Annotated in this window: 19 protein-coding genes and 2 pseudogenes; 16 read left to right on the forward strand and 5 right to left on the reverse strand. The window is 59.0% G+C overall.

Features of this window, described 5'->3' with window-relative positions; all coding sequences use genetic code 11:
* Positions 1–81 precede the first annotated feature (81 nt).
* The 13 genes and pseudogenes from RDV64_RS01570 to RDV64_RS01630 all read left to right on the forward strand — a co-directional run.
* The gene (locus tag RDV64_RS01570; RefSeq protein ID WP_309197540.1) at positions 82–300 is read left to right on the forward strand and encodes an AlpA family phage regulatory protein; all 219 of its coding nucleotides are present in this window, start codon (positions 82–84) and stop codon (positions 298–300) included.
* Positions 300–620, forward strand: a complete 321-nt coding sequence (locus RDV64_RS01575; RefSeq protein WP_309197541.1) for a hypothetical protein — start codon at positions 300–302, stop codon at positions 618–620. Before RDV64_RS01570 ends, RDV64_RS01575 begins: the two co-directional genes overlap by 1 nt.
* Positions 621–894: 274 nt before the next feature.
* Positions 895–1,104: a hypothetical protein gene (locus tag RDV64_RS01580; RefSeq protein ID WP_309197542.1), complete on the forward strand. Its 210-nt coding sequence runs from the start codon at positions 895–897 to the stop codon at positions 1,102–1,104.
* Positions 1,105–1,436: 332 nt separating this feature from the next.
* Positions 1,437–2,699: an AAA family ATPase gene (locus RDV64_RS01585; protein ID WP_309197543.1), complete on the forward strand. Its 1,263-nt coding sequence runs from the start codon at positions 1,437–1,439 to the stop codon at positions 2,697–2,699.
* A gap of 219 nt (positions 2,700–2,918) precedes the next feature.
* The gene (locus tag RDV64_RS01590) at positions 2,919–3,182 is read left to right on the forward strand and encodes a hypothetical protein (RefSeq protein ID WP_309197544.1); all 264 of its coding nucleotides are present in this window, start codon (positions 2,919–2,921) and stop codon (positions 3,180–3,182) included.
* 21 nt (positions 3,183–3,203) lie between these two features.
* A complete protein-coding gene (locus RDV64_RS01595; protein ID WP_309197545.1) occupies positions 3,204–3,767 on the forward strand; it encodes a hypothetical protein in 564 nt (187 codons plus the stop codon).
* Positions 3,768–3,777: 10 nt separating this feature from the next.
* A complete protein-coding gene (locus RDV64_RS01600) occupies positions 3,778–3,954 on the forward strand; it encodes a hypothetical protein (protein ID WP_309197546.1) in 177 nt (58 codons plus the stop codon).
* Between the two features lie 2 nt (positions 3,955–3,956).
* Positions 3,957–4,265, forward strand: coding sequence for a hypothetical protein (locus RDV64_RS01605; RefSeq protein ID WP_309197547.1), 309 nt, complete (start codon positions 3,957–3,959; stop codon positions 4,263–4,265).
* Complete coding sequence (locus RDV64_RS01610; protein ID WP_309197548.1) at positions 4,262–4,486, forward strand: hypothetical protein; 225 nt, start codon at positions 4,262–4,264, stop codon at positions 4,484–4,486. Before RDV64_RS01605 ends, RDV64_RS01610 begins: the two co-directional genes overlap by 4 nt.
* 196 nt (positions 4,487–4,682) lie before the next feature.
* Complete coding sequence (locus RDV64_RS01615) at positions 4,683–5,069, forward strand: hypothetical protein (protein ID WP_309197549.1); 387 nt, start codon at positions 4,683–4,685, stop codon at positions 5,067–5,069.
* Between the two features lie 110 nt (positions 5,070–5,179).
* Positions 5,180–6,289 carry a hypothetical protein gene (locus RDV64_RS01620; protein WP_309197550.1) on the forward strand — a complete coding sequence of 370 codons (1,110 nt, stop codon included), beginning with the start codon at positions 5,180–5,182 and terminating at the stop codon, positions 6,287–6,289.
* Positions 6,180–7,243, forward strand: a pseudogene (locus RDV64_RS01625) (IS3 family transposase); the annotation flags it as partial. The gene RDV64_RS01620 and the pseudogene RDV64_RS01625, both read left to right, overlap by 110 nt.
* A 369-nt stretch (positions 7,244–7,612) precedes the next feature.
* Positions 7,613–8,881, forward strand: a pseudogene (locus RDV64_RS01630) (D-alanyl-D-alanine carboxypeptidase family protein); the annotation flags it as partial.
* Between the two features lie 60 nt (positions 8,882–8,941).
* Here RDV64_RS01630 and RDV64_RS01635 read toward each other — a convergent pair.
* Positions 8,942–9,328 carry a hypothetical protein gene (locus RDV64_RS01635; RefSeq protein ID WP_309197551.1) on the reverse strand — a complete coding sequence of 129 codons (387 nt, stop codon included), beginning with the start codon at positions 9,326–9,328 and terminating at the stop codon, positions 8,942–8,944.
* A gap of 106 nt (positions 9,329–9,434) precedes the next feature.
* Between RDV64_RS01635 and RDV64_RS01640 the strand changes: the two genes are divergently transcribed.
* Positions 9,435–9,761: a hypothetical protein gene (locus tag RDV64_RS01640; protein WP_309197552.1), complete on the forward strand. Its 327-nt coding sequence runs from the start codon at positions 9,435–9,437 to the stop codon at positions 9,759–9,761.
* Positions 9,761–9,886 (forward strand): hypothetical protein, encoded by a 126-nt coding sequence (locus tag RDV64_RS01645; RefSeq protein ID WP_309197553.1) that lies wholly within the window; start codon positions 9,761–9,763, stop codon positions 9,884–9,886. The genes RDV64_RS01640 and RDV64_RS01645 overlap by 1 nt, the downstream gene beginning before the upstream one ends.
* Before the next feature lie 54 nt (positions 9,887–9,940).
* On the opposite strand, the gene RDV64_RS23805 is transcribed toward RDV64_RS01645, so the two are convergent.
* Positions 9,941–10,090 carry an SH3 domain-containing protein gene (locus RDV64_RS23805; protein ID WP_375143847.1) on the reverse strand — a complete coding sequence of 50 codons (150 nt, stop codon included), beginning with the start codon at positions 10,088–10,090 and terminating at the stop codon, positions 9,941–9,943.
* Between the two features lie 153 nt (positions 10,091–10,243).
* Entirely contained in the window at positions 10,244–14,557 is a 4,314-nt protein-coding gene (locus RDV64_RS01650) for a hypothetical protein (protein WP_309197554.1), read from the reverse strand.
* 494 nt (positions 14,558–15,051) lie between these two features.
* Between RDV64_RS01650 and RDV64_RS01655 the strand changes: the two genes are divergently transcribed.
* A complete protein-coding gene (locus tag RDV64_RS01655) occupies positions 15,052–16,368 on the forward strand; it encodes a tyrosine-type recombinase/integrase (RefSeq protein ID WP_309197555.1) in 1,317 nt (438 codons plus the stop codon).
* A gap of 80 nt (positions 16,369–16,448) precedes the next feature.
* On the opposite strand, the gene RDV64_RS01660 is transcribed toward RDV64_RS01655, so the two are convergent.
* Together RDV64_RS01660 and RDV64_RS01665 are read right to left on the reverse strand one after the other, a co-directional pair.
* Complete coding sequence (locus RDV64_RS01660; RefSeq protein ID WP_309197556.1) at positions 16,449–19,862, reverse strand: DEAD/DEAH box helicase family protein; 3,414 nt, start codon at positions 19,860–19,862, stop codon at positions 16,449–16,451.
* Complete coding sequence (locus tag RDV64_RS01665; RefSeq protein WP_309197557.1) at positions 19,859–21,757, reverse strand: site-specific DNA-methyltransferase; 1,899 nt, start codon at positions 21,755–21,757, stop codon at positions 19,859–19,861. The genes RDV64_RS01660 and RDV64_RS01665 overlap by 4 nt, the downstream gene beginning before the upstream one ends.
* Positions 21,758–21,759 lie beyond the last annotated feature (2 nt).

Genomic DNA, 21,759 nt, shown 5'->3' on the forward strand with positions numbered 1-21,759 from the left:
AAATCCCGATTTGAATGCCCGTGACGAGTCGGGCGCGTCCAAGCAGGTTTGCGACTGTCCCACGGACACAAAAGGGCAGTCATGGACCATCATTCAGAGACCTTGCGACCGATCGTTGTGCCGCTGAAAGAGGCGCACAAGATGATCGGCGTCGGCCGAAGCACCTTCTACGAGCTGTTGAAGGAGCCAAAGTTTCCGCGACCCGTCGAGATCGTGCCGGGCCGCAAGAGTTTCGTGGTTTCCGAGATCGAGCAGTGGGTGGCGCAGCGCGTGGCCCGCCGCAACGCCGAGGTGGCGTGATGGTGGACAGCACGATCCGCGTTCTCGAAGACGAAGCATGCGACCGTTTCGCCGAATTCGAGAACCGCAAGACATTCGAGCGGCGCCGCACCGATCCGGCCGTGAAGCTGGAGGAGGAAGCGCGGATAGCTGCGCAGAAGCGGGCTCATGAGTTCGAGGCCGATGCGCTCTGGCGCCTATGCACCTACCGGCCGCAGGACCTCGACGAGATTCGCCGCCGCGCGGACCACATCATCGCCAACGTCCCGGATCTCGAACTTCTGGATGCCACGTTCATGGTCGCCTTCGCCAAGAGCTTGGCTACGGAGAGTGCCGAATGATGACGGCAAAGGAGGAATGCCCGGCGCCGGGTGCAGGCGGCAACTCAGCGACCGCCGCAACAGACGACTGCGCAAGCCCAGAGTCTCGATTTGGCGACCACCCCTCGGCGGCTGTCGCTGCCGTAGACGGGGCGGCCCGCTGGCTCGCGACCACGCCTCAGGACGCACTCCCTCGGCCGATCGTTCCGGCTCTGCGCAAAGACTTCGGGCTGACGGCCCAGCAGGCGTGCCAGGCGATCCGTGAGGCGCAACTGATCCGCGCGAGGGCGTTGTGATGGATGCAGTTCAGATCGAAATCGGACGGCTGAAAGATCGCCCCGACACGTGGGTCGTGGTCGACGATTACGGCCTCCTTCACCGCGAGTTCGACTGCCACGCCGATGCCGCGCTCTACGCGAGCCAGGAAGCCTTCAAACTGCGCCTGGACAGCTGGGGAGTCGAGATCCGCGGCAAAGACCGGAGGCCGAATGAGAAAGCCTCCTGACATGCGAAACGCCCCCGGACCGGCATCCGGAGGCGTCGCAGACGATATCAATGTGCGGCAAGCACCGTCTTTTTACTTCGGCGCGGCCTGCACGGCAATGGCCGGTGTTCTTGCGGAGGCGATGGAATGAGCACGTCTCCCTGCTGCACGAATTGCCGCTGGTTTGCCCCGGAGATAATTCCGGCTCACCTTGTCGGCAGGCTCACTCCCAAAAACCGGTTTGGCGAATGCCGGAAACGGGCGCCGATCTGCTTACAGGCTGCTCTCGATAGAGGCGCCGTGTGGCCGGTCGTCCTCCGAGAAAACTGGTGCGGCCACCATGAGGTGGCGCCGTGAAGCAGCCCGACATGGAAAAGGTCGAAGTCAATCGCCCCGCTACGGCGGGGCGGGCGGGTGGGCAGCCCACTGCCGCCGCGGGAAAGAGCATTGTTGGCACGCCTTGGAAGCGACAGAACCTGCTGACCATGCCTGCACGTCAGTTCCTCTACGGCCGCTTACTACAGCGCGGCAAGGTGACGGTGACGGTTGCGCCCGGCGGCGTCGGCAAGTCAGCTCTCACCGGTGCCACCGAGGCGCTGGCAATGGCGACGGGCCGCCAGCTCCTGCACGACGCTATACCGACGCCGCTGCGGGTGTGGCTGTGGAACCTCGAGGAAGACCAGGATGAGCTGAACCGCCGCCTGGAAGCCTCGTGCGTCCACTTCGGCATCAAGGGCGATGTGGACGGCCTCGTCGTGGACAACGGTTTCGACATGCCGTGCCGCATCGCCACCGCTGACCGCACCGGCGCCAAGATCGTGCGCCTCTTTACGGATCAGATTGTTGCCGAGGTGAAGCGGTTGAAGGTGGACGTCCTGGTCGTCGATCCGTTCGTCTCGACCCACTACGTCAACGAGAACGACAACGGCCAGATCGACCTGGTGGCGAAAGAGTGGGCGCGCGTCGCGAACGATGCGGGGTGCGCTGTTCACTTGGTGCATCACACGACCAAGCTGCGGGGTGTAGAGGCGACGGTGGAGGCATCCCGCGGTGCCAGCGCACTTGTGAATGCGGCCCGCGCCGCTAGGGCCCTCAACCCGATGACGGAAGACGAGGCGGTCGCCTTCGGCCTCAAGGAGGCTTGGCGCTACTTCCGCGCGACAAACGGCAAGGCGAATTATGCGCCACGGGCCGAGGCTTCCCAGTGGTTTGCCCACGCCTCGATCAACCTGCCGAACGGCGACAACGTGGGCGTCGTTACACCCTTCACCCTGCCCAACCCGACGTCTGGCATCACCGTCACGCACCTGGACGAGGTTGTGCGGCGTGCTGGTGAGAAGGAAGGGCCGGAGCGCTATCGCGAGGCGGTGCAGTCTCCGGCCTGGATCGGGCGCATGATTGCCGAAGTGATCGGCGCGGAACTGGAGAACCCGGCGGACAGGAAGCGCGTGAAGGCGTCCCTCGCCATGTGGCTTAAGTCCGGCGCCCTGAAGGTAGTTGATGGGTTTGACGAGAAGCGGATGGCTAAGAAGTTCATCGTCCCCGGCAAGCCAGACCCGTTCCTTGCACCGGTGACGGATGTGCCCTCAGCACCCCATGAAGGGAATGGACAATGAGCCCTTGCCGCAGTTGCCGCAGTTCTACTGGGGCACAACCAGGGCACCGTGCCTGCCCCAGTGCCGCAGTTGCCGCACCCCCTTTGTGGGTGCGGACTACTGAGGCGGGGCAATGTGGACTGAGAAATCGATGGGAGGCAGCGACTGAGGCAGACGCCACCGTGGGCTGCCTGTTCGACCTCGCCGATCGCGTTGCCCGCCTGGCGCAGGAGATGCGGCTTGGCTGATCGATCCTCATCCACCGATTTGGCGAAGGTTTCTGAGATCGCGAAAGCGGAGCGCTCGTCGGCCGCCCGGCGGCAAGCTCGTTATCGGCAGCGGCAACGCGACGGAATCCAAATCGTCCCTCTCCCGGTGAATGACGGCATGATCGAGCGCCTTTTTGATGTTGGCGCTTTGGGCGTTACGGACGGTGACGACCTCGAGAGTCTAACGCGGGCGATCGCAGAAGTTTTGCGTGACGCATTACGTTCTTCGCGCTGAGCGAGGGCGTATCCTCGGCCCATGAACAACGAGGCCCGAGCGATGACTGAGGCGACGCAAGAAAACTGGCAAACGCTGCTCAAGGCGATGCGCGTGCCGCCGGATCCCGCCGAGCTGAGCGGCGCGAAAGCAGCGCTTGAACGTGCGGAGGCGGCGCGGGCCGAGGCGTCGAAGCAATACGAGGCCGCACGCTCGACCCATGCGGCAACGCCGGCAGGCCAAGCGCCGGCAATCTCACACTCGCAGCTCGATGCGCTCGCGGAGGCTCTGCGGGCTACGGAAGTGGAGGAGCGCAAGGCGGCGGAGGGCAAGGCGGCAATCGAACGGGAACACCGCGAACGGGTGCGCGACCAGCTCAACGATGTGATGGGGCGCTACACCGAATCCCTTACGCGCCGGTTCGGGCAAGAAGTGGACGACCTCAAGACGTTCCTTGCGCTGTCTGTCACGCTTCAGAGCAAAGCAAAGGCAGCCGGCTTTCGGCTCGATGAACCCATTATTGTGATGGTACCGCACATCCTGGGGCACCTCAACGCTGCGCAAGCCTGTTTCGCCGCAGCCAAGCCGAAGCGGGGCAAGGCGTGAAGGAGAAGCCGTGAGCATTCAGCTTTTACCGGGGGCGCAAAACGTCCTCCACGAAGTTGCCGCCGTCATCCGCGAATATGTCGAGATGACTGCGGCGCCGATCATTGAGCGCCTCGAAGCGATTGACCCCGGGCGTGTGCCCGAGGCGATAAGGCTGCACCCCGCCTCGCAAGACAGGCAGTCATAAGCATGGACCAAACTGAATACGCCCGTGCGCAAGCCGCGATTATCCGGGAGTATGTGGAGGGCAAGCTCGGCCCGATCCTAGAGCGCATGGCGGGTTTCGAGAGCAGAGTGAAGTTCTTTGAATCCAGGGCACTTCACTACTCTGGCGTCTATCAGCGGGCGCTCGGCTACAAGCGGAACGCTGCCGTCACCCACGGCGGTGCTCTGTGGGTTGCCATTCAAGACGTTGAGCCGGGCGCGATCCCAGGCAAAGGCGACGGCTGGCAACTGGCTGTGAAGTCAGCCCCGCCCACACAGGAGTGCTCCAAGTGACGATCACCAGAGAGGAAGCCTACGCCCGCGTTGATGCCGCGCTAGAAGCGGTGGAGGAGCGCATCGTTCTCGAAGCTGAAGAGATGGTTGAACTCCAGGGCGGTCTACCTGACGAAGCGCGCGCAATTGGAGAGGAACAGCGCGAGGCTATCGCAGACCTACGCGAGGCGATGCGGGATGCCGTTGACGCTGCATGGCGTGAGATGGTCGCGTCGCACTGAAGGGCGGAGACGGGGGGGGGGGGCGACTTGGCCTAGAGCGGCGACACCAGCAGGACCGGCGTCGAGGTCACCCAATGCTAATTGGCAAGTTTTTCTAACGGCTAGCACAAGCTGGGCGGGGGGCCGCGAACAGGTTTCTCGCGACCGGATACAGGGCCGGCGGGGAACCATAACTTCCACGTCCACAAAATGACGCATGAGGGTTTACACCATGCCAAGACCGCGCAAGCCCGCAGACCTTCAAGAGGCGAAGGGGGCGTTCGCAAAGAACCCTAACCGGGCTCGCAAGGCATCAAGACCCGGTCCGCTCGGGGCGCCGCCGTCTCGTCTAAGCGAGGCTGAGGTTACGGCATGGGATGAGCTTGCGGACGAGTTGCCCTGGTTATGCCGATCCGACCGCAAAATCCTTGAAGTCACGGCCAGACTTTCCGCGCGGCTGGTCGCCGATCCGGACATGGGCGTCAACGCGCTTGCTCAACTGCGAATGTGCTTGAGCGCGCTGGGCGCTACGCCTGCCGATCGCTGCCGGGTGACGGCGCCAGACGATGACGACGACGAAACGTTGACGAAGTATTTCAACTAAAAGGGACTACGGAGAATGCCGAACGATGAAGAAAGGCTGGCGATCCTGATTGAAGGTCGCGTGAAGGATTTTGAACGCTCTATGGCGACGGTTGAACGCGCGTTTCGAAGATGCAGTCAAAAGTCGACGGCGAGATGCGGCAGGTGCAGCGCTCCTCGCGCCGCGCCGCGGATGCCATGGCCAACGACTTCGAGCGCTCCAACAAGCGGATCATCGCGCAGTTCTCCCAGGTGCGCACCGCGGTAGCGAGCACGATGGGCGGGTTAGGCATCGGCGCTGGTGTGGGTATCCTCAGTGGGGCTGGCATCGCCGCGGGGGTGCGGGAGATCAATGAGGCTGCTTCGTCCATCGCTGAAATGCGAGCTGAGGCGGAACGGGCGGGCCTTTCGTTCCAAGCGTTCCAAGAGCTGAAGTTCGCGTTTGCGCGTGAGCGGGTTTCCATCGACGCGCTGACGGGCGGCTTCAAAGAGCTGCAGCTTCGCGCTGACGAGTTCATCGTGACCGGCAAAGGCTCGGCTGCGGAGGCGTTCCAGCGGCTTGGCTACAGTGCGCAGTCGCTCAAGGAGAAGCTGAAGGATACGCCGGAGCTTCTCTTGGAAATCATGGATCGCGCGCAGTCACTCGACCGCGCCGGGCAAATTCGTGTGTTTGACGAGCTTTTTGGCGGCACTGGTGGCGAGCAATTCGTGCAGCTTCTCGACGCCGGTTCGGAAAAGATCAGAGAGAGCATTGCAAGGGCGCGCGAGCTTGGCGTTGTGCTGTCTGATGAGGTGGGAGAGAAGGCCGCCGAACTAGACCGCCGTTTCCAGGAGATCACGTCTGTGATCTCCAACCGCATGAAGGGCGCGCTTGTCGAGTTCGGCGACGCTGTTGGGCAAATCGGCGACAAGATCGGCGAATGGGAAGGCTCGGCTCAACGCTTCATGAACGCGCTGGGCAATTCCGAACCGCTTCAGCGCCTGAATGAATCGATGATCCGCAACGGCTTCTCGGACACAAGCTGGACTTGCTTCAGAAAAGTGGAGAGTTCCCCTGAGGTGAAAGGCGAACTCGATGACAAAGCAGAGACGATTTACGAAGGAATTCGAAGACGAAGCGGTGCGGCTGGTTGTGACCAGTGGGCGAACGCAGCGGGAGGTGGCCGAAGATCTGGGCATCGGGCTGTCGACGCTGGTGCGCTGGATCGGGCGTCAGCGAGACCGTGTGGCAGAGATGCCTGACCGGTCGCCGCCGGCAGACATGGCTGCCGAGTTGAAGCGGCTCCGGCGGGAGAACGAGATCCTTCGGCAGGAGCGCGATATCCTGAAGCGGGCCACCGCTTTTTTCGCCCGGGAGGGAAGTCGATGAGGTTCGCGCTCGTCGATCAGGCGAAGAAGGATTTCCCCGTGCATCGCCTTTGCCAAGTGCTCGGCGTCAGCCAGAGCGGCTATTTTGCCTGGAAGGACCGGCCTGCGAGCCGGCGCCAACGCGACGACATGGTGATGCTCGCGCATGTCCGTTCGGCATTCAGCTTGTCGAACGGCACCTATGGCAGCCCCCGCATGACGCGTGAGTTGCAGGATGATGGTATGACCATCGGGTGCCGTCGCACGGCGCGACTGATGCGCGAGAATGGCCTGCGCGCCCGTCAGAAGCGGCGGTTCAAACGCACGACCGACAGCCAGCACGCCTGGCCGATCGCGCCGAACATCATCGATCAGGACTTCAAGGCAACGGCGCCGAACCATAAATGGGGCGTCGACATCTCCTACGTCTGGACGCGGGAAGGCTGGCTCTATCTGGCCGTGGTGATCGACCTGTTCTCCCGCCGCGTAATCGGCTGGGCGGTCGATGATCGGTTGCACCGCGATCTGGCACTCGCAGCCCTGCAAAAGGCCATCGTCCTGCGGCGTCCACCGGAGGGGCTCATTCATCACTCCGATCGCGGCAGCCAATATTGCTCTGTCGACTACCAGGCCGAGCTACGCCGTCACGGCATCCGTATCTCCATGTCGGGCAAGGGAAATTGCTACGACAACGCCATGGTCGAGACGTTCTTCAAGACAATCAAATCCGAGCTTGTCTGGCGCACTGTCTTCTACACCCGTGCCGAAGCCACTCAGGCCATTGCCCGTTATATCGACGGCTTCTACAACCCCGTCAGGCGCCATTCCGCGCTCAACTACATCAGCCCGCACAGTTCGAGCGAACTGTGTCACGCTGAGAAAATGCCTCTCCACTTTAGCGGGGCAAGTCCAAGCGGCCTCACTCTCACGGCGCCCAACCTTCAGATTGCCGAACAAGAGCAAGCGGTTGCAAGCCTTCGTGGGGAGCTTGAAAGGGCCAACGCACAGGCCGGGCTTTCAGAGGCTCAACTAGGCATCACTGGCCTGCGCATGGCGAAAGAATACGCCGCAGGCATCCGTGAGGAGCTTGAAAAGGCAGAATCGGCGCTGTCCGACATGCGCAGCGGAATGACGAGCGTCACCGTCACGCCGGGTGGCGCGAGCGCGAGCAAAGCGCCCGTCAATTTGGGCAATATCGACGGCCTCGATAGCGGCTTTGAAGCGGCGCTGCGGAGCATGGCGGAAGCGGCCAAAGAGGCCGGGCACTCCATCAAGGTCAATTCGGGGTTTCGCTCTGTCGAGCGTCAGAAGCAACTGTTTGATGCCGCGGTCCGCAAATACGGCAGCGAGGAAGCCGCGCGAAAGTGGGTGGCGCCCCCTGGCCGGTCTCGTCACAATCTCGGGGTCGCTGCGGATCTCGGCTTTGGGGATGATGCGGCCCGCAAATGGGCGCACGACAACGCCGGGCAATTCGGCTTGCGGTTCCCGATGAACCACGAGCCGTGGCATGTCGAGCCGAACGCAAACGGCGGGCGGCCCGCGTTGCCGCCGATGGCTGCGGATCGGCGCGAGATTGTCGCCAAGCGCTCAAAGGAAGCGGCAGAGGCCGCACGCGATCAACTCGCCCTCGCCAAGGAACAAGAGGCGGCGCGCCAGCGGCAGGCGGACGCTATTGCCGCCGTCAACACGCAGCTTGCCGAGCAACTGGAAATGGCCGGCCTTGAACGCGAGATGCTGGAGACGGGCAAGTTCACCCGCGATGAGGTGACAGCGGCGATCAATCAAGAGGCGCTTGTTCGCGAGAAGCTGAACCAGCTTGAGACGGCAGGTGTGACAGTCACGGCTGAGATGGAAGCTGCGATCCGTTCGAAGGCCGCGGCTCTGTTTGAAGTGCAGCGCGCCCCGCAATCCGCCATTGCTGCGGAGGAAGTGCTACTCGCTCGTTCTGCAGAGATGAAGAGTGCGTTCGTTGGCGTCGGCCAGCCCATCGTGGACACGGTCACGTCCATCGCGGACGGCAGCGCCAAGGCAGGCGATGCGGTGAAGGGCCTCATCCGCCAGCTCGCGAACATGGCGATCCAGGGGGCGCTGTTCGGCGGCGGGCCGCTTGGCGGACTGTTCGGCGGCGGCCTCGCCGGTGCCCTATTCCCCGGTCGCGCCAGTGGCGGGCCGGTCAAAGCGGGGCAGGGCTATACAGTTGGTGAGCACGGGCCAGAGCGGTTCTTTCCCGGCGTCAACGGCAGGATCGCGAACGCTGCGCAGATGGGGCGGGCAATGCCTTCCGGTGGAGGGCAGAATGGCGGTCGTGTCAACGTCTCCGTTGGCGTAACCATCGACGACGACGGCGGCTTGCGCGGCTACGTCAAGAAAGTCGCGCAGAGTGAGAGCCGGCAGATCACCAGCCAAGGCATCCGCCGGTACGACAGCCAGATGCAGGGTGCTCCGCTTCTGAGGCGAATGCAGGGCGCACAGGAGAGGTTCGGCTGATGGTCCATCAAGGTATCGGGCAGCGTATCCTTGATCGCACCGAGCCGTGCACGTGGGTAGCTAGTGTTCGGTCGAGCCACCAAAGGGTCGAGGGGTCTGGCGTTTTATACTGGCCATCGCCTCTGAAAATAGCTCCAGAGCAAGTGCAAGTTCGGTGGTCTTCGGGGTGTAAAAATCCACCGAAAGGCCCTCAGTTACGCTGACACGAAGCACTTTGTTATCCTGAGTATCCGCGATCTGTAGTTCATGGATCGGCAGGGTGAATTCGGGCGCTTGCGACGGGGTTTGCGCCAACGCTTTGGCGTTAGCGCCATAAAGGCCAGAGACGACGAGGCCGACCTCTATCGGTGACAGACGGACGGTGTGCTCGTCGCCGTTCTCATCACGCAGCTTCATCAGAACGGCGCCGTCTTCGGCCTCGAAAGACGCTGGCTTCAGCGTTCCCATGGTGGCTCTCCCTGCTTTTCCGCTGAGCACACACGAAAATCCAAGGCGAGTCGAATATGCATTTCCGTCCGCCATAGCCGCGCAGATCCGCGGCGTGAAAGTGAACGTGGCTCCGCTCGTGGAGCCTTCCGCCCCTGCGACGCGAGGCCGTCGTCCCGCGCTACTTTCAGACATCGTTGCCGACTTCGACGTGACGATCCTGCCGCTCAACGCGACATCCCGGCCGCGCTGCACGAAGGCCGGCGCCACGCTGGCGAAGCTCCTTGCCGCTCATGTAGAGGCGCATCTTCGTGACCTCCTGACCATCATCCTCGAGAACGAAAGTGAGAGCCGCGAGCTCGCGCTCGTCGCTCCCATCACCAAGGCCGTTTCAGACGTTCTCCTAGCGCATCACGCTGCTTACGAGCGGAACGCGGGCACTGGCTCGAAGTGATGGACGACGTCGACCTCGTCTCAATACACGAAATGGTCAAGCTCAACCGGCGCGCCGTGCCCGCCGCCGAGGGCATTGCGACCGTGCTCTTTCTTAAGCTCGGGGCGCGGCAGGTGGTGTGCTGAGAAGGGGTAAGTGCATCATGTACACGCCCCTGCGGGTGCAATGCGGCGCCAGCATCAGTCTCCGATGCCCACGCATTTGATCCACCGCCGCGACCTCCAGGAGACCCATCCTCGCCGACCGTCGTCCACTTCGACAAAATGCCAATCTCCTGCCCGGCGCCCGAGCATATTAAGTCGAGCTCCTGAAGGCAGTTTCGCAAGCAGTTCGCCTCAGCCGGCTCCATGCTCACCGCGGAATGAAAGACCGGAGTCCGGCGGATAAACATCTTCTGCGAAACAGAGACCATTCTCGCGAAGAAGGCTTCCAGTATTTTTAATTTAAAGAAGTATACGAACTCACAGAGTTCAGCGTCACGACTACTGCACCGAACGCTGATCGCGTACCGTTAGATCAATGATAATAACCTCTATGTCCTCTACATTCGGAAAGCGAGGAGAAACTTCTGTCCAGTGTGCCAACAGAGCTTCACGAAGACCATCTATGTCGACTTTGCCACCACCGATTCGCCATGACTGGGTTTTGTTCTGACGGATAAGCAGCATCACTCCGCAACCGCCCCTCTCCTCGCGAAGGTAATCGCCAGCTAGTTGGTTGCGAAGTCGCTCACAAAGGTCGGGGCCAGACCAGCCCTTGTCGAGAAGTTTCAATTCTATTGGAACGGCAGAGGCCGCGGGGATCTGGGTCCAGATATCCGTGCGCTGCCTGTTAGGCAACTCGTTCTCTTGGGCGCAAGTGAACCGAGCCTTGGCTTCCTGATTCAATCTCCCGACGATCAGATTTCTCATCTCGCCTTCGTCGTCGGCGCGCGCCCATGTACGGTAGGGGCTTTCGTTTCCGCGTTCCAGCCAGTCCTTGAGGTCGTGCAGCAACTGCACGGTTGCATCAAACAACTCGCGGTGCGTAGTCGGCGTTCGCGTCTGGTCCACGCCGAACTGCCGCAGATCGGCAGCAGCCCAGGAAACTTGATCGGCATCCCGCTCCGCCCTCTGGCGCGCGAGGCGACGAAGCCATTTACTATGGCACGCTTCAGGCTCTTGGCCGGCCAGTTTTATCAGCGCAGTATGTGTTGGCTTTCCAGGTATTTCAGCGAGAAGATGAAGTAACTTACTTCGAGCATACTGCGCGTGATCGCGAAGTTCGGCCGAATAGGCCTCTCCGTCGGGCCGATCTATGTCGTGTTCCCTCCTGACGTAGCAACATGCGAGATCGTAGAGACATCCAAGGTGTTCCGCATTCCGGAAGCTTCCCACCCGCGATCCGGCCCTCTCAGAAAATTGGTTGCCGAGCAACGACGTCAGAAATTCCTGCGCTGCTCTTACTGCGTCTTCATCTGACGACTGGCTCTTCAACCAAGCCGCAAGTTGGGGGATGGCCTCTTCGGCGTCGGTATCGACCCACGTGGCGTACCAAAGCGGGCGCTGCTCGCTTGCCGCATGCATTGCTTTTTCCTTCGCAAGCGATGCCAAGGTATCTGCAGTTACATCCCCATAGGCGATAATCGTCAAAGCATGCTGCAAGGACGGGAGGTTAGAGACATTGTTCCCACGCAACCATCCCAGCAGCGGCTTCGCCAAACCCGCATGCAGCCAAGGTGCGTGATAGACGATATCGTGCAGAATGTGGGCGGTGGCGGTGCAGGTCGGATCGGCCGCCAATTCCCAGCAAGCCTCGGCTAGCACTGCTTCAATCATTACCGCCGGACGTCTTATGTGTGCGGCTTCCGCCCAGTTAGGGAAGCCATTTATCTCCCAGCTGAGGTATCGCAGTGCGTGGCGAACCTCCGCGTCGCTGAGGGATACAAACAGGTCGGGCGCCTCGGCGGCCTCGATCTCAATGCCGGTCAAACCAAATATGACGGTGGATGGTATGCTATTTCCGGATCGGCCCTCTGAATAGATATCCGGACGGTGGTCTCGCCAATGGGCCACGGCTGCATCCCGGAACGCGCGAGCAACGGCATCCCCAAACTCCAAAATCAGCACTTGCCACTCTGGGATGGATAACCGATTCCTGTCCGGTGCAGCTCTTCGCGCTTCCTCCAAGAGCCATTGTTGGTATTGCGTTAGCCCTCCAGGGGTGAGCGTCGCAGGTCTGGCCAAATAAGAAGGTCGCTCCTGAAGGCGGGTGATCCGTTCAGCGCGGTTCCTTACCTGCTCCTCGTAAATTTTCCTGACTTCTCGTTCAGCCTCACTTGGGCCCCGGTCAGCTTCCTCAGACAGAAACCGCTCTCGCGCTTCTCGCATATCACGGAATAAATCTGCAAGATTTTTGTCGAATTTCAGAAACTGCTCGACTTCTGCGAGCTGTTGTTCGGTGTTATCGGCTTGAATGCAGATGTGGAAGGCCAGCGATAAGGCGATCAGGCGGTCGCCCTGCTCCGGGCGATCACACACGAAATCTTTCACACGATTTAAGTCAGCGGGCCTGTATCTCCAAAAATGCTCCAGGCGAAGAATGGGCCAGACGTCCGTTAGTGCTCCCCCTTGCTCGCGTAGGAGCTCTTGACGTTTGACGTCCACGTCCTTCCAGAAAAGAGCGTCGTTCAAGTCCGACCAAGCCGGCACGCTCTCGCTCAACGTTTGTTTTCTAGAGTCCAGCTCGCCTACGCCCCACCACCGTGCGGTTGGCGTATTTTGGAGGATCCAAGTCGCCGCCTCACTGAATGCCCCGTCGTGGCGCGCCACAACCATTCGCTCCACGGCGCGACCGGCTGCGCTCATGAGCCACGCGTAGTTCTGCGAAACCTTGCAGTAACCCTGCTCTATGTGCGGCTCTTGCGCGAGCAGGGGGCTGACGCCTTCGACAAATGCCGGAAGTGGTGGCCGCTGTCCATTACCCCCCGCGATCGGCAGTCGATCGATGAACGCACGAAGAGAGGAGCTTAACCCCGTTATTGTTGAACGACTGCTTGCGTCAACTTTCTTGAGGGAGGTAAGTAGACAATCAACAGATCCGGCATCCGGGGCTGCATTATTTACTAGCTCGGCCAGTACCTGGCGGGGCATCGCATTCGACGCATTGATTCCATTCCAAACGCGGTCGCCTTCCTGGCGGGATCCGCATGTCATGACTGCGCGGATTGATACTATCCGGGCGTAAATCCCACGCGCCGCGTCCAAGGCGATGTCGGCAAGAAGCGGCAGGCAGGAAACCATGCGTCCCTGCCAGACTACTCGACCTAGAAAGAAGATCGCGTCATCGTTCTCTTTATGCATCTCGATTAGCCGAAGCACATCCGCCGCCAGATCCTCCTGAGCGATCCGGACGATCGCCGCATTGAAGCGAGCCGAGTGGTCGTCCACATCCTGGGCGATCCGTTCCAATACACAATCGAGGAGCTGCCGACGCTCATCAAGCGGGAGCTGCGCGGGGTCGCCTCCGTTGATAACGACCTCTGGCTGCATGGCGGAGACGCGCTGCCGAATGTCTCGGTCGAGAAGCACAAACCATGGGAGCAGCGGTTTGAAGCGTGGTGTCAGGACGCATTCGCCGTAACGTTCACGAAGGAACAGACCCTCGATCGCCCGGCGCGAGCCACCGTTCTCGAGTAGCCCGGAGAACCACTCAGCCGCCAGCAACTCGCGGACCTCACGATGCCGAAACCGAACTATCCCGTAGAGGGCATCGTTGAAGACGCCACGCTGCAGGAGGGTCTGAACGTCACCGACAGCCCAGTCGCCCAGAACGACTTCGGCGTCTATGCCTTTCGTTTCCTGATCAGCGCCGGGCACCCGAATGCCTGGCATCCCACTCGTTAGGACGGCTGCGGCTAAAGCGCGTGCGCCTTCTCTCGCGCGGTTCAAGTTTAAAGGCGCAAGCTGGTGTCGATCCGGGTTAATTTCGCCGAGCGCGCTGTCGATCGCATGACGGAGGAGATCGAGGCGTGTGCCCAGCCGACCGTCTACCTTCCATTTCGCAATCAAGCTCTCGAGATCGAAGGGACGGCCTGCCAGTACGGATAGGTCAAGCCGCTCGATCTCAGCCAGGAGGTCTTCGACATTCTCGACTTCGCGATGGTTGGCGAATAGACGAATACCCACTTCATCCAAATCATCCAACTGGAAGACCCGCACCGCGCTTTCTGTCGTCGGTTTATCTGATGACTCAGGGCTCTCGGTGCCGTCCATCGCTTCTGCAAGTAGAGGGACGAATGGGAGGCGATCCTCGATCATCATCCTGTCCGTACGCGCACGCCATGCGTACGGACGGCTCGAGATGAAAATATGAGCGCGATTACGGGCACCGTATATTCGCTTGGAGAATTGACGAATGGCGCGTTGGAATGTGCGGGGGTCTTTGAGTCGTGCCTCGTCGACGGAGTCGAGGAAGAACCATGCTTCCTGTCCGCGAGTGCTCGTCAACCAAGCTTCGAAGGTTTCACGATCCCCGATTTCGAAAGCGTCGTCGAAATCGTCCTCGATTTCCTCGATAGGCAGGAAGAACACCGATCGCCCGCGACTGTACATGTCAACGGCGCGCTGTCGCATCTCATGCGTTTTCCCGCCGCCGGCAGGAGCCAGGATCACGGCGCGGTACTCTTGCTCAATGTCGTTCCAGCCTCGAAGGCGTCTTTCGATCAGTCCGGCCTGGATATCGAACTCACCGTCGTGATCATTTTCGGTCTTCGTCACGAGGGAAAAGCTACGTGTGACAGGTACATGGTTGATCATTCATCGACCTGCTTATTCATTGATTGATTAGCAATTTCTCGTCTCTAGCTAAAACTATCATCGCGGCAGACATTTGAAGTACGAGGTTGAGTATGTCTCCTAAGACGACCGACGTCCCAAGCCCCATTAAAGCCGTGAGTTCGCAGATTTTGTCATCTCGCCATTTCGCATAGAGCCGCGAGTGGCCGCCTGTCCTGGGGGATAAGCTGGGGGTATGAAATTCCGAACTCGCCCGAATGCGCAATTCTTTCAGCGAATTATCTGGCGTAGATGGTGCACCCGACAGGATTCGAACCTGTGACCTCTGCCTTCGGAGCTGGTCTAAGGGCCTATCCGAATTGCACGATAGGGTACGCCAGAGCACGATAACTACCTGAAATGCATTGATTTTCAGAATTTGCTCTCCGAAGTCTCTATCCGAGAATACGCCTTGATTTCCGCCCGCGTGCTTGCGTGGTGCTTACTCGAAATCGGGGCTTCCGAGGGACGGGAGCATGACCAAACTGACCAAACGGTTCGTAGAGACCGTCGAGCCGCAGAGCAAAGGTCACGTCGTCTGGGACGACGAGTTTCCCGGTTTCGGTCTTCGCGTTTATTCCTCGGGCAAGCGCAGCTACATCGTCCAGTACCGGTCTCGTGGCCGCTCGCGTCGCTACACGATCGGCCTTCATGGCGTCTGGACACCCGAGACCGCGCGCCGCGAAGCCAAGGCCCTGCTTGGACAGGTCGCCCATGGCGGTGATCCTGCTGAAGAGCGCGAGGAAGACCGCAAGGCGCTGACCATCAAGCAGCTCTGCGAACAGTACATCGCCGACATGGAAGCCGGTCTCATCCTGGGGAAAGGCGGCCGCCCTAAGAAGGATACCACCATCGCCACCGATGTCGGCCGTATCCGCAGGCACATCATTCCCCTTCTCGGGACGCGACGTGTGCGGGACATCACGAAGCCGGACATGAACAATCTGATGAAGGACATCATCGCCGGCAAGACACGCGTGACCATGAAAACCGAAAAGCTGCGCGGCAAGGCCATCGTTCGTGGCGGCCGTGGCACCGCGATCCGGACGATGGGCCTGCTTGGCGGAATCTTCTCATACGCAGTGGAAGCTGGGGTGATCGAGCACAACCCGACGCACGGTCTCCGCAAGCCGAAGTATCAGGTCCGCGACCGTCGGCTCAGCGAAGCCGAATACAGGGTTCTGGGCGGCATTCTCAAGGAGGCGCAGGAGAGCGACCGCTACAGGATACATGCCGAAATCCTCCGTCTGATTGCGGTGACAGGCTGCCGGCGCGGCGAAATCGTCAATCTCAAATGGAGCGAGGTCGATCTCGATGGGAGCTGCCTGCGGCTGATCGACAGCAAGGAAGGCTCCTCGGTTCGTCCGGTTGGGCTTCCCGTCGTGGAGTATCTAGAGGAGGAGCGGCGGCAGAGAACGGGCACCTATGTCTTTCCCGGCCAGGGCATCGACAATGCAGTCGGAAACTTCCCGCAGAGCTGGAAGAAGCTGTTCAAGGACACGCCGCTCTGGGACGTCACCCCTCACGTGCTCCGGCACAGTTTCGCGAGCATCGCGAACGACCTTGGCTTCACGGAGATTACTATCGCTGCGCTCATCGGGCATGCCAAGGGATCGGTCACGAGCAAGTATGTCCACACGCTGGATTCTACGCTGATCATGGCTGCGGACACTGTGTCCGGTTACGTGAAGGCCCTCCTCGAGGGCGCCGAGTTCAGGCGGAACACCTACACCCTGGATCGCCAGTCCCGGCAGAGTGCAATCGAACTGATGCTCGTCGATGCTGCTAGGTAAGCATATTCGGCCATTGGCGAACCGAAGCTGGCTTCCAAAGCAAGTGCGCTATCGACGATCCGCTTCGCTGGCACCTTCGACTAACGCGAAGCGACTACCGATAACGCCACAACCCACGACTTCAGGTTTTGCTCCGCGAGCTTCGCGTCTCTCAATTCTTTTTGGCTGTGAGCGACATAGGTGTTCCGGAACTCGTTCACCGCCGAAATTTTCTCGAAAAGTGCCCGCGATCCTTCGAACCGGAACGCCGTGTTCACTTCCTTAAACACGCCATCAATCTTGGTGGTGTCGTTAAGCGCAAAATCTAGGCATGATCGGAGCAGGCCGATGACTGAATGCGGATTGCCATAAACAAGGCCGCGCTTCAGGTTTTTCGCCATACCATTCAAGTGACCGAGCTTTCCCTTGTCCATGCTCGGCATATAGGGCTCGAACCAGTCGCGTTGCTCAACCGCTGTTGCAGGCATCGAAGATTGGAGGCGGGTTACGATCATCGCCTTACACGCTTCATCGAAAGACCCGAGCAGGGCTTGGAATACGGGTGCGAAATTTGGCGCTTCGGTCTTTTTCTCGAAGAACCTGTACAGCTCCAAGGCATCTGTCGCTGCCTTCCTTGCACGCACTGGCAGGCTGTCGAACACATCCTTGCCGTAAAAGTCCTCGGCGTCATTGTCGGGCCTTGGCCCAAACAGCGGAAGTTCAGGCTGTGAGGTAGCTTCGCTGAGAAGATTTTGAAGCGCCGGGGCACACGCCCGTGCAAGGTCGGCGAACTTGTTACCAGTCAGGCGCTCCATGACATTCTGAGGCGTGAAGACGTAGTGCCATTTCACCGCCCCTTTGGAGGCAGCTTTGCACCATTCGATTGCAGCAGCGGCCTTTCTGGGAACATCACTGTCCTGCCGTCCCTTGGTTTCAACAACCGCATATTCATCTGTATCCATCCGTACAAAGAAGTCCGGGCGATAAAATGCAAGCCGCTGATCGGCGGTCAGATAGTCGATGCGCAAGGCTTGGGGACCAGCATTCTTCGCGAAGGCCGTAACGTCAGAGCAGTTGTCGAGGAATGAAGTCATCGCGACCTCAAGAGACTGATCGCATGGAACCAGATTGAAAAGCGTGTGCTTTGCTCTTTCGACCGGTTTCCGTTCCGAAAGGGTAGCTTGATAGGGCTTCCAGTTGCGTAACTGCATGCCCAGACCATCAGCGCGGCGCTTTTCGGTTTTCACAGTTCGGGCGCGGATCAGCGGAATGAAAGTCGCCCGGATGTGTTCGCGCACATCTTGATCGGCCAGCCTGCTCTTCAAACGATCGTCGGTCAGCGTCACCTTCTCATCGAACAGGATTTCCGAGAGGAACGTCGCGAGCAGCGAAGCCAAAACCTTGTGGGTCGATTGAACCTTACAGGCAGCCTCAAGCTCTCGAACATAAAAGGAAATTGCCGTTAGGCCATTTTGTAGAAGCGGAAGATTGATGTTCATCACCTCAATCACTTCATCTGTGATCAGGTGACGCCCCTCGTACTTCACGTCCACTGCCCCTTTGTTGCCAAGGGGGAGCGGTGAGTATTTCTTGAAAGCTGCCTTCACGTCTTCAATGGTGAGGCCTTCGAGTTTGGGCTGAATCTCGTGCGCAGCAGTCAAGGCTGGCAGCACAATGTCCAAGGCCGTCAGATCCTTGGTATCATCAGGGAAGATAGTGACCGTAGTTGCCGGCACTTTCTCAGTGTCGAGCACCTCAATCGGTAGACCTTCTTGCTCAAGCTCCTGCTCGTAGAGGCTAGAGAACGCTGGATGCTCGACAACGGTTACAAGTTCGTTGGCCTGACCAGGTGGCGTCATGCGCCGCAAGCCTCGTCCAAGGGTCTGTTCCGGTAGGATATTGGCTTTCGAGCTATAGGGGCGCAGCGGGACGATGGTGGTGACGTTGCGAACGTCCCACCCCTCCCGCAACATCAGCACAGAAACAATACAGCGATAAGGGCTGTCCGCCCTGTCCAGCTCGCGGCTGATGCGACGAATGGCTTTTAAATCCTCATCGCTAATGTCTTTTTCGCTCTCTTCGAAGACCTCAATCGTTTGGCCTCCAATATTGCGCTTCTTCACCTTCCCTTTGAGATTGGTGTGAAGGTTGATCGTTTTGCCGTTCAGTTCGGAAAAAAGGCTATCGGCGTTGAGCCGGTCAGTGATTTGGTTTGCGGCTTCCGTGTCCGTGCACATGACAAAAAGAAGGGGCTTCTTACCGCTCTTTTCCCACTCGGCTCGACTGCGCTTCCAGCGTTCATACCCAAGCCGAAGGTGTGCCTCATACTGGTAGGCAGCGTCGTCATGAGCTTGCTCGACAAGCTCTTTGGTGCGCCCAATGATCGGCGTCTTCACGATCCCCGCGTCAACAGCCTCGCCAAGGGGAGTGTCGCAAACAACATGAGGGAAGATGCGCCCCCTGTTGTCCTTGGGGGTTGCGGAGAAATCAAGCTGAGCAACAAGACCGTTGCCCGAACGCTTACGAACGGTCTCATGCAGCCAACGGATGGCTTCGCTCCAAGCCGAACCGGGGTCCCAGACGTGATGAGCCTCGTCATTGAAGACCATGAGACGCGGGTGAGACGTGATGCGGTCCCGTAGTTCCGCCCCCGTATCAAGAGCCTTGGATTTGGAAACCGCTGGGCCTGCCCAATCATAGGTCTCGGCCTCAGAACGACTTCCTTTTCGCGGCTCGAAAAGGCGGTGAATATTGGTGAGGTAGAGAACGCCACCAGTGCTTGCACCGCTTGCCTCGTCCTGCAAAACGACAGAGAAATTCCAGTCGCCGCGCCATTCCGGGGGAATGAGCGGATCGGTCATGAATATGTCTGGACCGCCTCCTTCCGGCCTGAAATCCTCCTTCAGTCTCTCAAAGACCGTAAGGTTTGGAGCAATGATGACGAAATGCTTCGCCATCTCCGAGCCGCTTTCCCGCAAGGCGTGGAAATAGCTCCAGACAACGGCAAGACTCATACATTTGGTTTTGCCTGCGCCCGTTGCCAGCTTGAACGCATAGCGCGCCCACTCGTCATCTTCAGGTTTGATGCCAAGCGCTTCGGTTTCCGCATTCGGCCCGCCATACTCGAAAATGAGCGAGGAAAGCGACGTCAGTCCGCGAATTTCGATGAGATAAATAAAAGTCTCGATGGCTTCCCGCTGGCAGAAATAATAGCGAAAATCGAACTCCTCGCCGTTGCCGCTCATCAGCCTGTGCGGGCGTTCGAACCAATATCCCAGCAACTCCCGGGTTGTGTCGCTGGCCCCAAAATAGTTCAACTCGCGCCATTCCTTCACGGCGGCGCGGAGCGGATTCACCATCCTGATTGGCGATTGGCGGCGATAGGTCTTTGTTTCCGGCGGCTGGCCCTTCTTGGCGCGTACCCGGTGTTTGTTCGGTTCCTCCCAAGGCGCAAAAAGTGGGTCGAGCGCTGCGGCGTTGATCGAAATGCTGTCGTCTGTCGCGGCTTCGGTCATACTTCGATCTCCACCGTTATGCTGGTGTCGCAGCCAAACACGTCCACCACCTTGACGCAGGCCGTATGTTTTCCGGGCTTGTCATAGGCAAATTCGGCATCGCTTACGGTTTTTAACGAGCGATCTTTCCTCGTGCGGTAATCTTGCCAATGATGGTTGAATGGCTTGTCCGGTCCCCAATCGAAATCGATGGCCCAGAAATCAATAAAGTCGAAGCCGCTGTTCATCGCGCGCTCCTGAAGGGCCTCAAGCTCCTTGGAAGGTACTTCGGTCAAACTAGGCAGGAAATTTGTCAGCTTGATTTCCACAGTGTTTCCCTTCGGCCCCTTGTGGACTACGGGCTGAGCTTCAAGAAGAGCGACTTCAAAGAATGGCGGCACCTCGGTGCGGTTCTTTTCCATGATTTCGCGGGGGATGCGGTGCAACCTGATCTTGACACCCAGGTCGGTTTCGATCCCGGCGATGGCTTGCCGGATGTCCATTTCGAAGTCCCAAGCAAGGCAATGCACTTGCTTTCCGCCAGCAGCTTTTGCCGCCAATGCAACGGACTTGGCTTCGTCCCGAGTAAAAATGCTGTCGATGCCGTCTACATGGATATAAGCAGCGGCTTTCCGCCCGTGGATTAGCGGCGACGGCGCATTGGGTAGCGGTTCCGCACGGAAAAAACCCAAAACAATATTTCGATGCTCGTCCTCTGCATCCTTTAGTGCCTCTTGCTGCCACCATTGGCGCTCATACCGCCCGAGGTTAAAAACGTCGAAGGAGCGATAGGGCTTGCCTGCCTCGTGCAATTGGCGCTGCACTCCGATCAATCGCTTGCGCGCGGTGTGAATAGAATATCGGCCGAGGTCTGATCCAATCCAGCGTCTGCCGAGTTGTTCTGCCACTGCCAGAGTCGTACCCGACCCACAAAAGAAGTCTGCAACGAGATCATTCTCTTCAGTTGTCGCAGAAATTATGCGTCCGAGCAGCGTTTCTGGCTTCTGCGTTGCGTATCCTAGATTCTCTGTCTTATCGGCAGGCTGCAACATCGAAAGATACCAGACGCTATCGACACCGCGACTATCGCTCTCTGTGTAAATAACTTTCCCGTCTGCTCCCTTCGCGTTGACGATTTTCCCTTTTTCTTTATCCCAGACTCTTTTGATCTGTTTGGTCGTTCCGTCTCGCTCCTCTCTTTGAGGGAAGTATTTGTGCTTACTTCCATTCTTATACCAGAATATAGTATCATGGTTTTGCGCGAAATGACCCACATTCCCCTGCATCTTGTTGTAGTAATGCCAGACAATTTCGTTCACAAAGCGATCTCGGCCAAATACTACGTCCAGTAACATTCGGATCATGTGAGACATATGCCAGTCGCAATGCACAAAGATTGAACCTGTTTCTGAAAGGAGCGAACGCATCAGCGTCAGGCGTTCATAGAGCATTTGAAGATAGCTATCCGCTCCTTTGCCCCACATGTCTCGATAAGCTACAAGCTCAATGAGAGATTGATCTTTTTCGGTCATTTGCGAGCCGTCGCCTATGGCTACGTCCATAGTAAAGTCGGCACCAACATCGAATGGTGGATCAATATAGATTAGATCAACTTTGCCTTGATACTCCTGATGCAGAGAGGCCAGAACCAGTTTGTTGTCGCCCCATATCAACTGATTTCGAAAATCGTCTCTGTAAGCCGTCGAAGCATCAAAGAGCGATTTTTGAGCCGTAGCCTGTGACCTTGGTAAATCAAGGGTCTCAATTCTCTGAAGCGGCATTGAATGTGCCGCCACATCTACCTCTCTTCGGTTGCCAAACTCGTCATATTTGCCTTCCCAAATAAGCTCGGAGCGCATTTGTGAAAGAGGATGCGGATTGCTTGGGCCATAGCCGTTCTTGGTTTTTTCGGACATTG

It is taken from the genome of Acuticoccus sp. MNP-M23 (genome assembly GCF_031195445.1).
In the GTDB taxonomy this organism is placed as follows: domain Bacteria; phylum Pseudomonadota; class Alphaproteobacteria; order Rhizobiales; family Amorphaceae; genus Acuticoccus.

Excerpts from the sequence above, each read along its gene's own strand:
- RDV64_RS01570 (WP_309197540.1), top strand. The coding sequence starts at position 82 with ATGGACCATCATTCAGAGACCTTGCGACCGATCGTTGTGCCGCTGAAA.
- RDV64_RS01575 (WP_309197541.1), top strand. The coding sequence starts at position 300 with ATGGTGGACAGCACGATCCGCGTTCTCGAAGACGAAGCATGCGACCGT.
- RDV64_RS01580 (WP_309197542.1), top strand. The coding sequence starts at position 895 with ATGGATGCAGTTCAGATCGAAATCGGACGGCTGAAAGATCGCCCCGAC.
- RDV64_RS01595 (WP_309197545.1), top strand. The coding sequence starts at position 3,204 with ATGAACAACGAGGCCCGAGCGATGACTGAGGCGACGCAAGAAAACTGG.
- RDV64_RS01605 (WP_309197547.1), top strand. The coding sequence starts at position 3,957 with ATGGACCAAACTGAATACGCCCGTGCGCAAGCCGCGATTATCCGGGAG.
- RDV64_RS01615 (WP_309197549.1), top strand. The coding sequence starts at position 4,683 with ATGAGGGTTTACACCATGCCAAGACCGCGCAAGCCCGCAGACCTTCAA.
- RDV64_RS01620 (WP_309197550.1), top strand. The coding sequence starts at position 5,180 with ATGCAGTCAAAAGTCGACGGCGAGATGCGGCAGGTGCAGCGCTCCTCG.
- RDV64_RS01635 (WP_309197551.1), bottom strand. The coding sequence starts at position 9,328 with ATGGGAACGCTGAAGCCAGCGTCTTTCGAGGCCGAAGACGGCGCCGTT.
- RDV64_RS01645 (WP_309197553.1), top strand. The coding sequence starts at position 9,761 with ATGGACGACGTCGACCTCGTCTCAATACACGAAATGGTCAAGCTCAAC.
- RDV64_RS01650 (WP_309197554.1), bottom strand. The coding sequence starts at position 14,557 with ATGATCAACCATGTACCTGTCACACGTAGCTTTTCCCTCGTGACGAAG.
- RDV64_RS01655 (WP_309197555.1), top strand. The coding sequence starts at position 15,052 with ATGACCAAACTGACCAAACGGTTCGTAGAGACCGTCGAGCCGCAGAGC.
- RDV64_RS01660 (WP_309197556.1), bottom strand. The coding sequence starts at position 19,862 with ATGACCGAAGCCGCGACAGACGACAGCATTTCGATCAACGCCGCAGCG.
- RDV64_RS01665 (WP_309197557.1), bottom strand. The coding sequence starts at position 21,757 with ATGTCCGAAAAAACCAAGAACGGCTATGGCCCAAGCAATCCGCATCCT.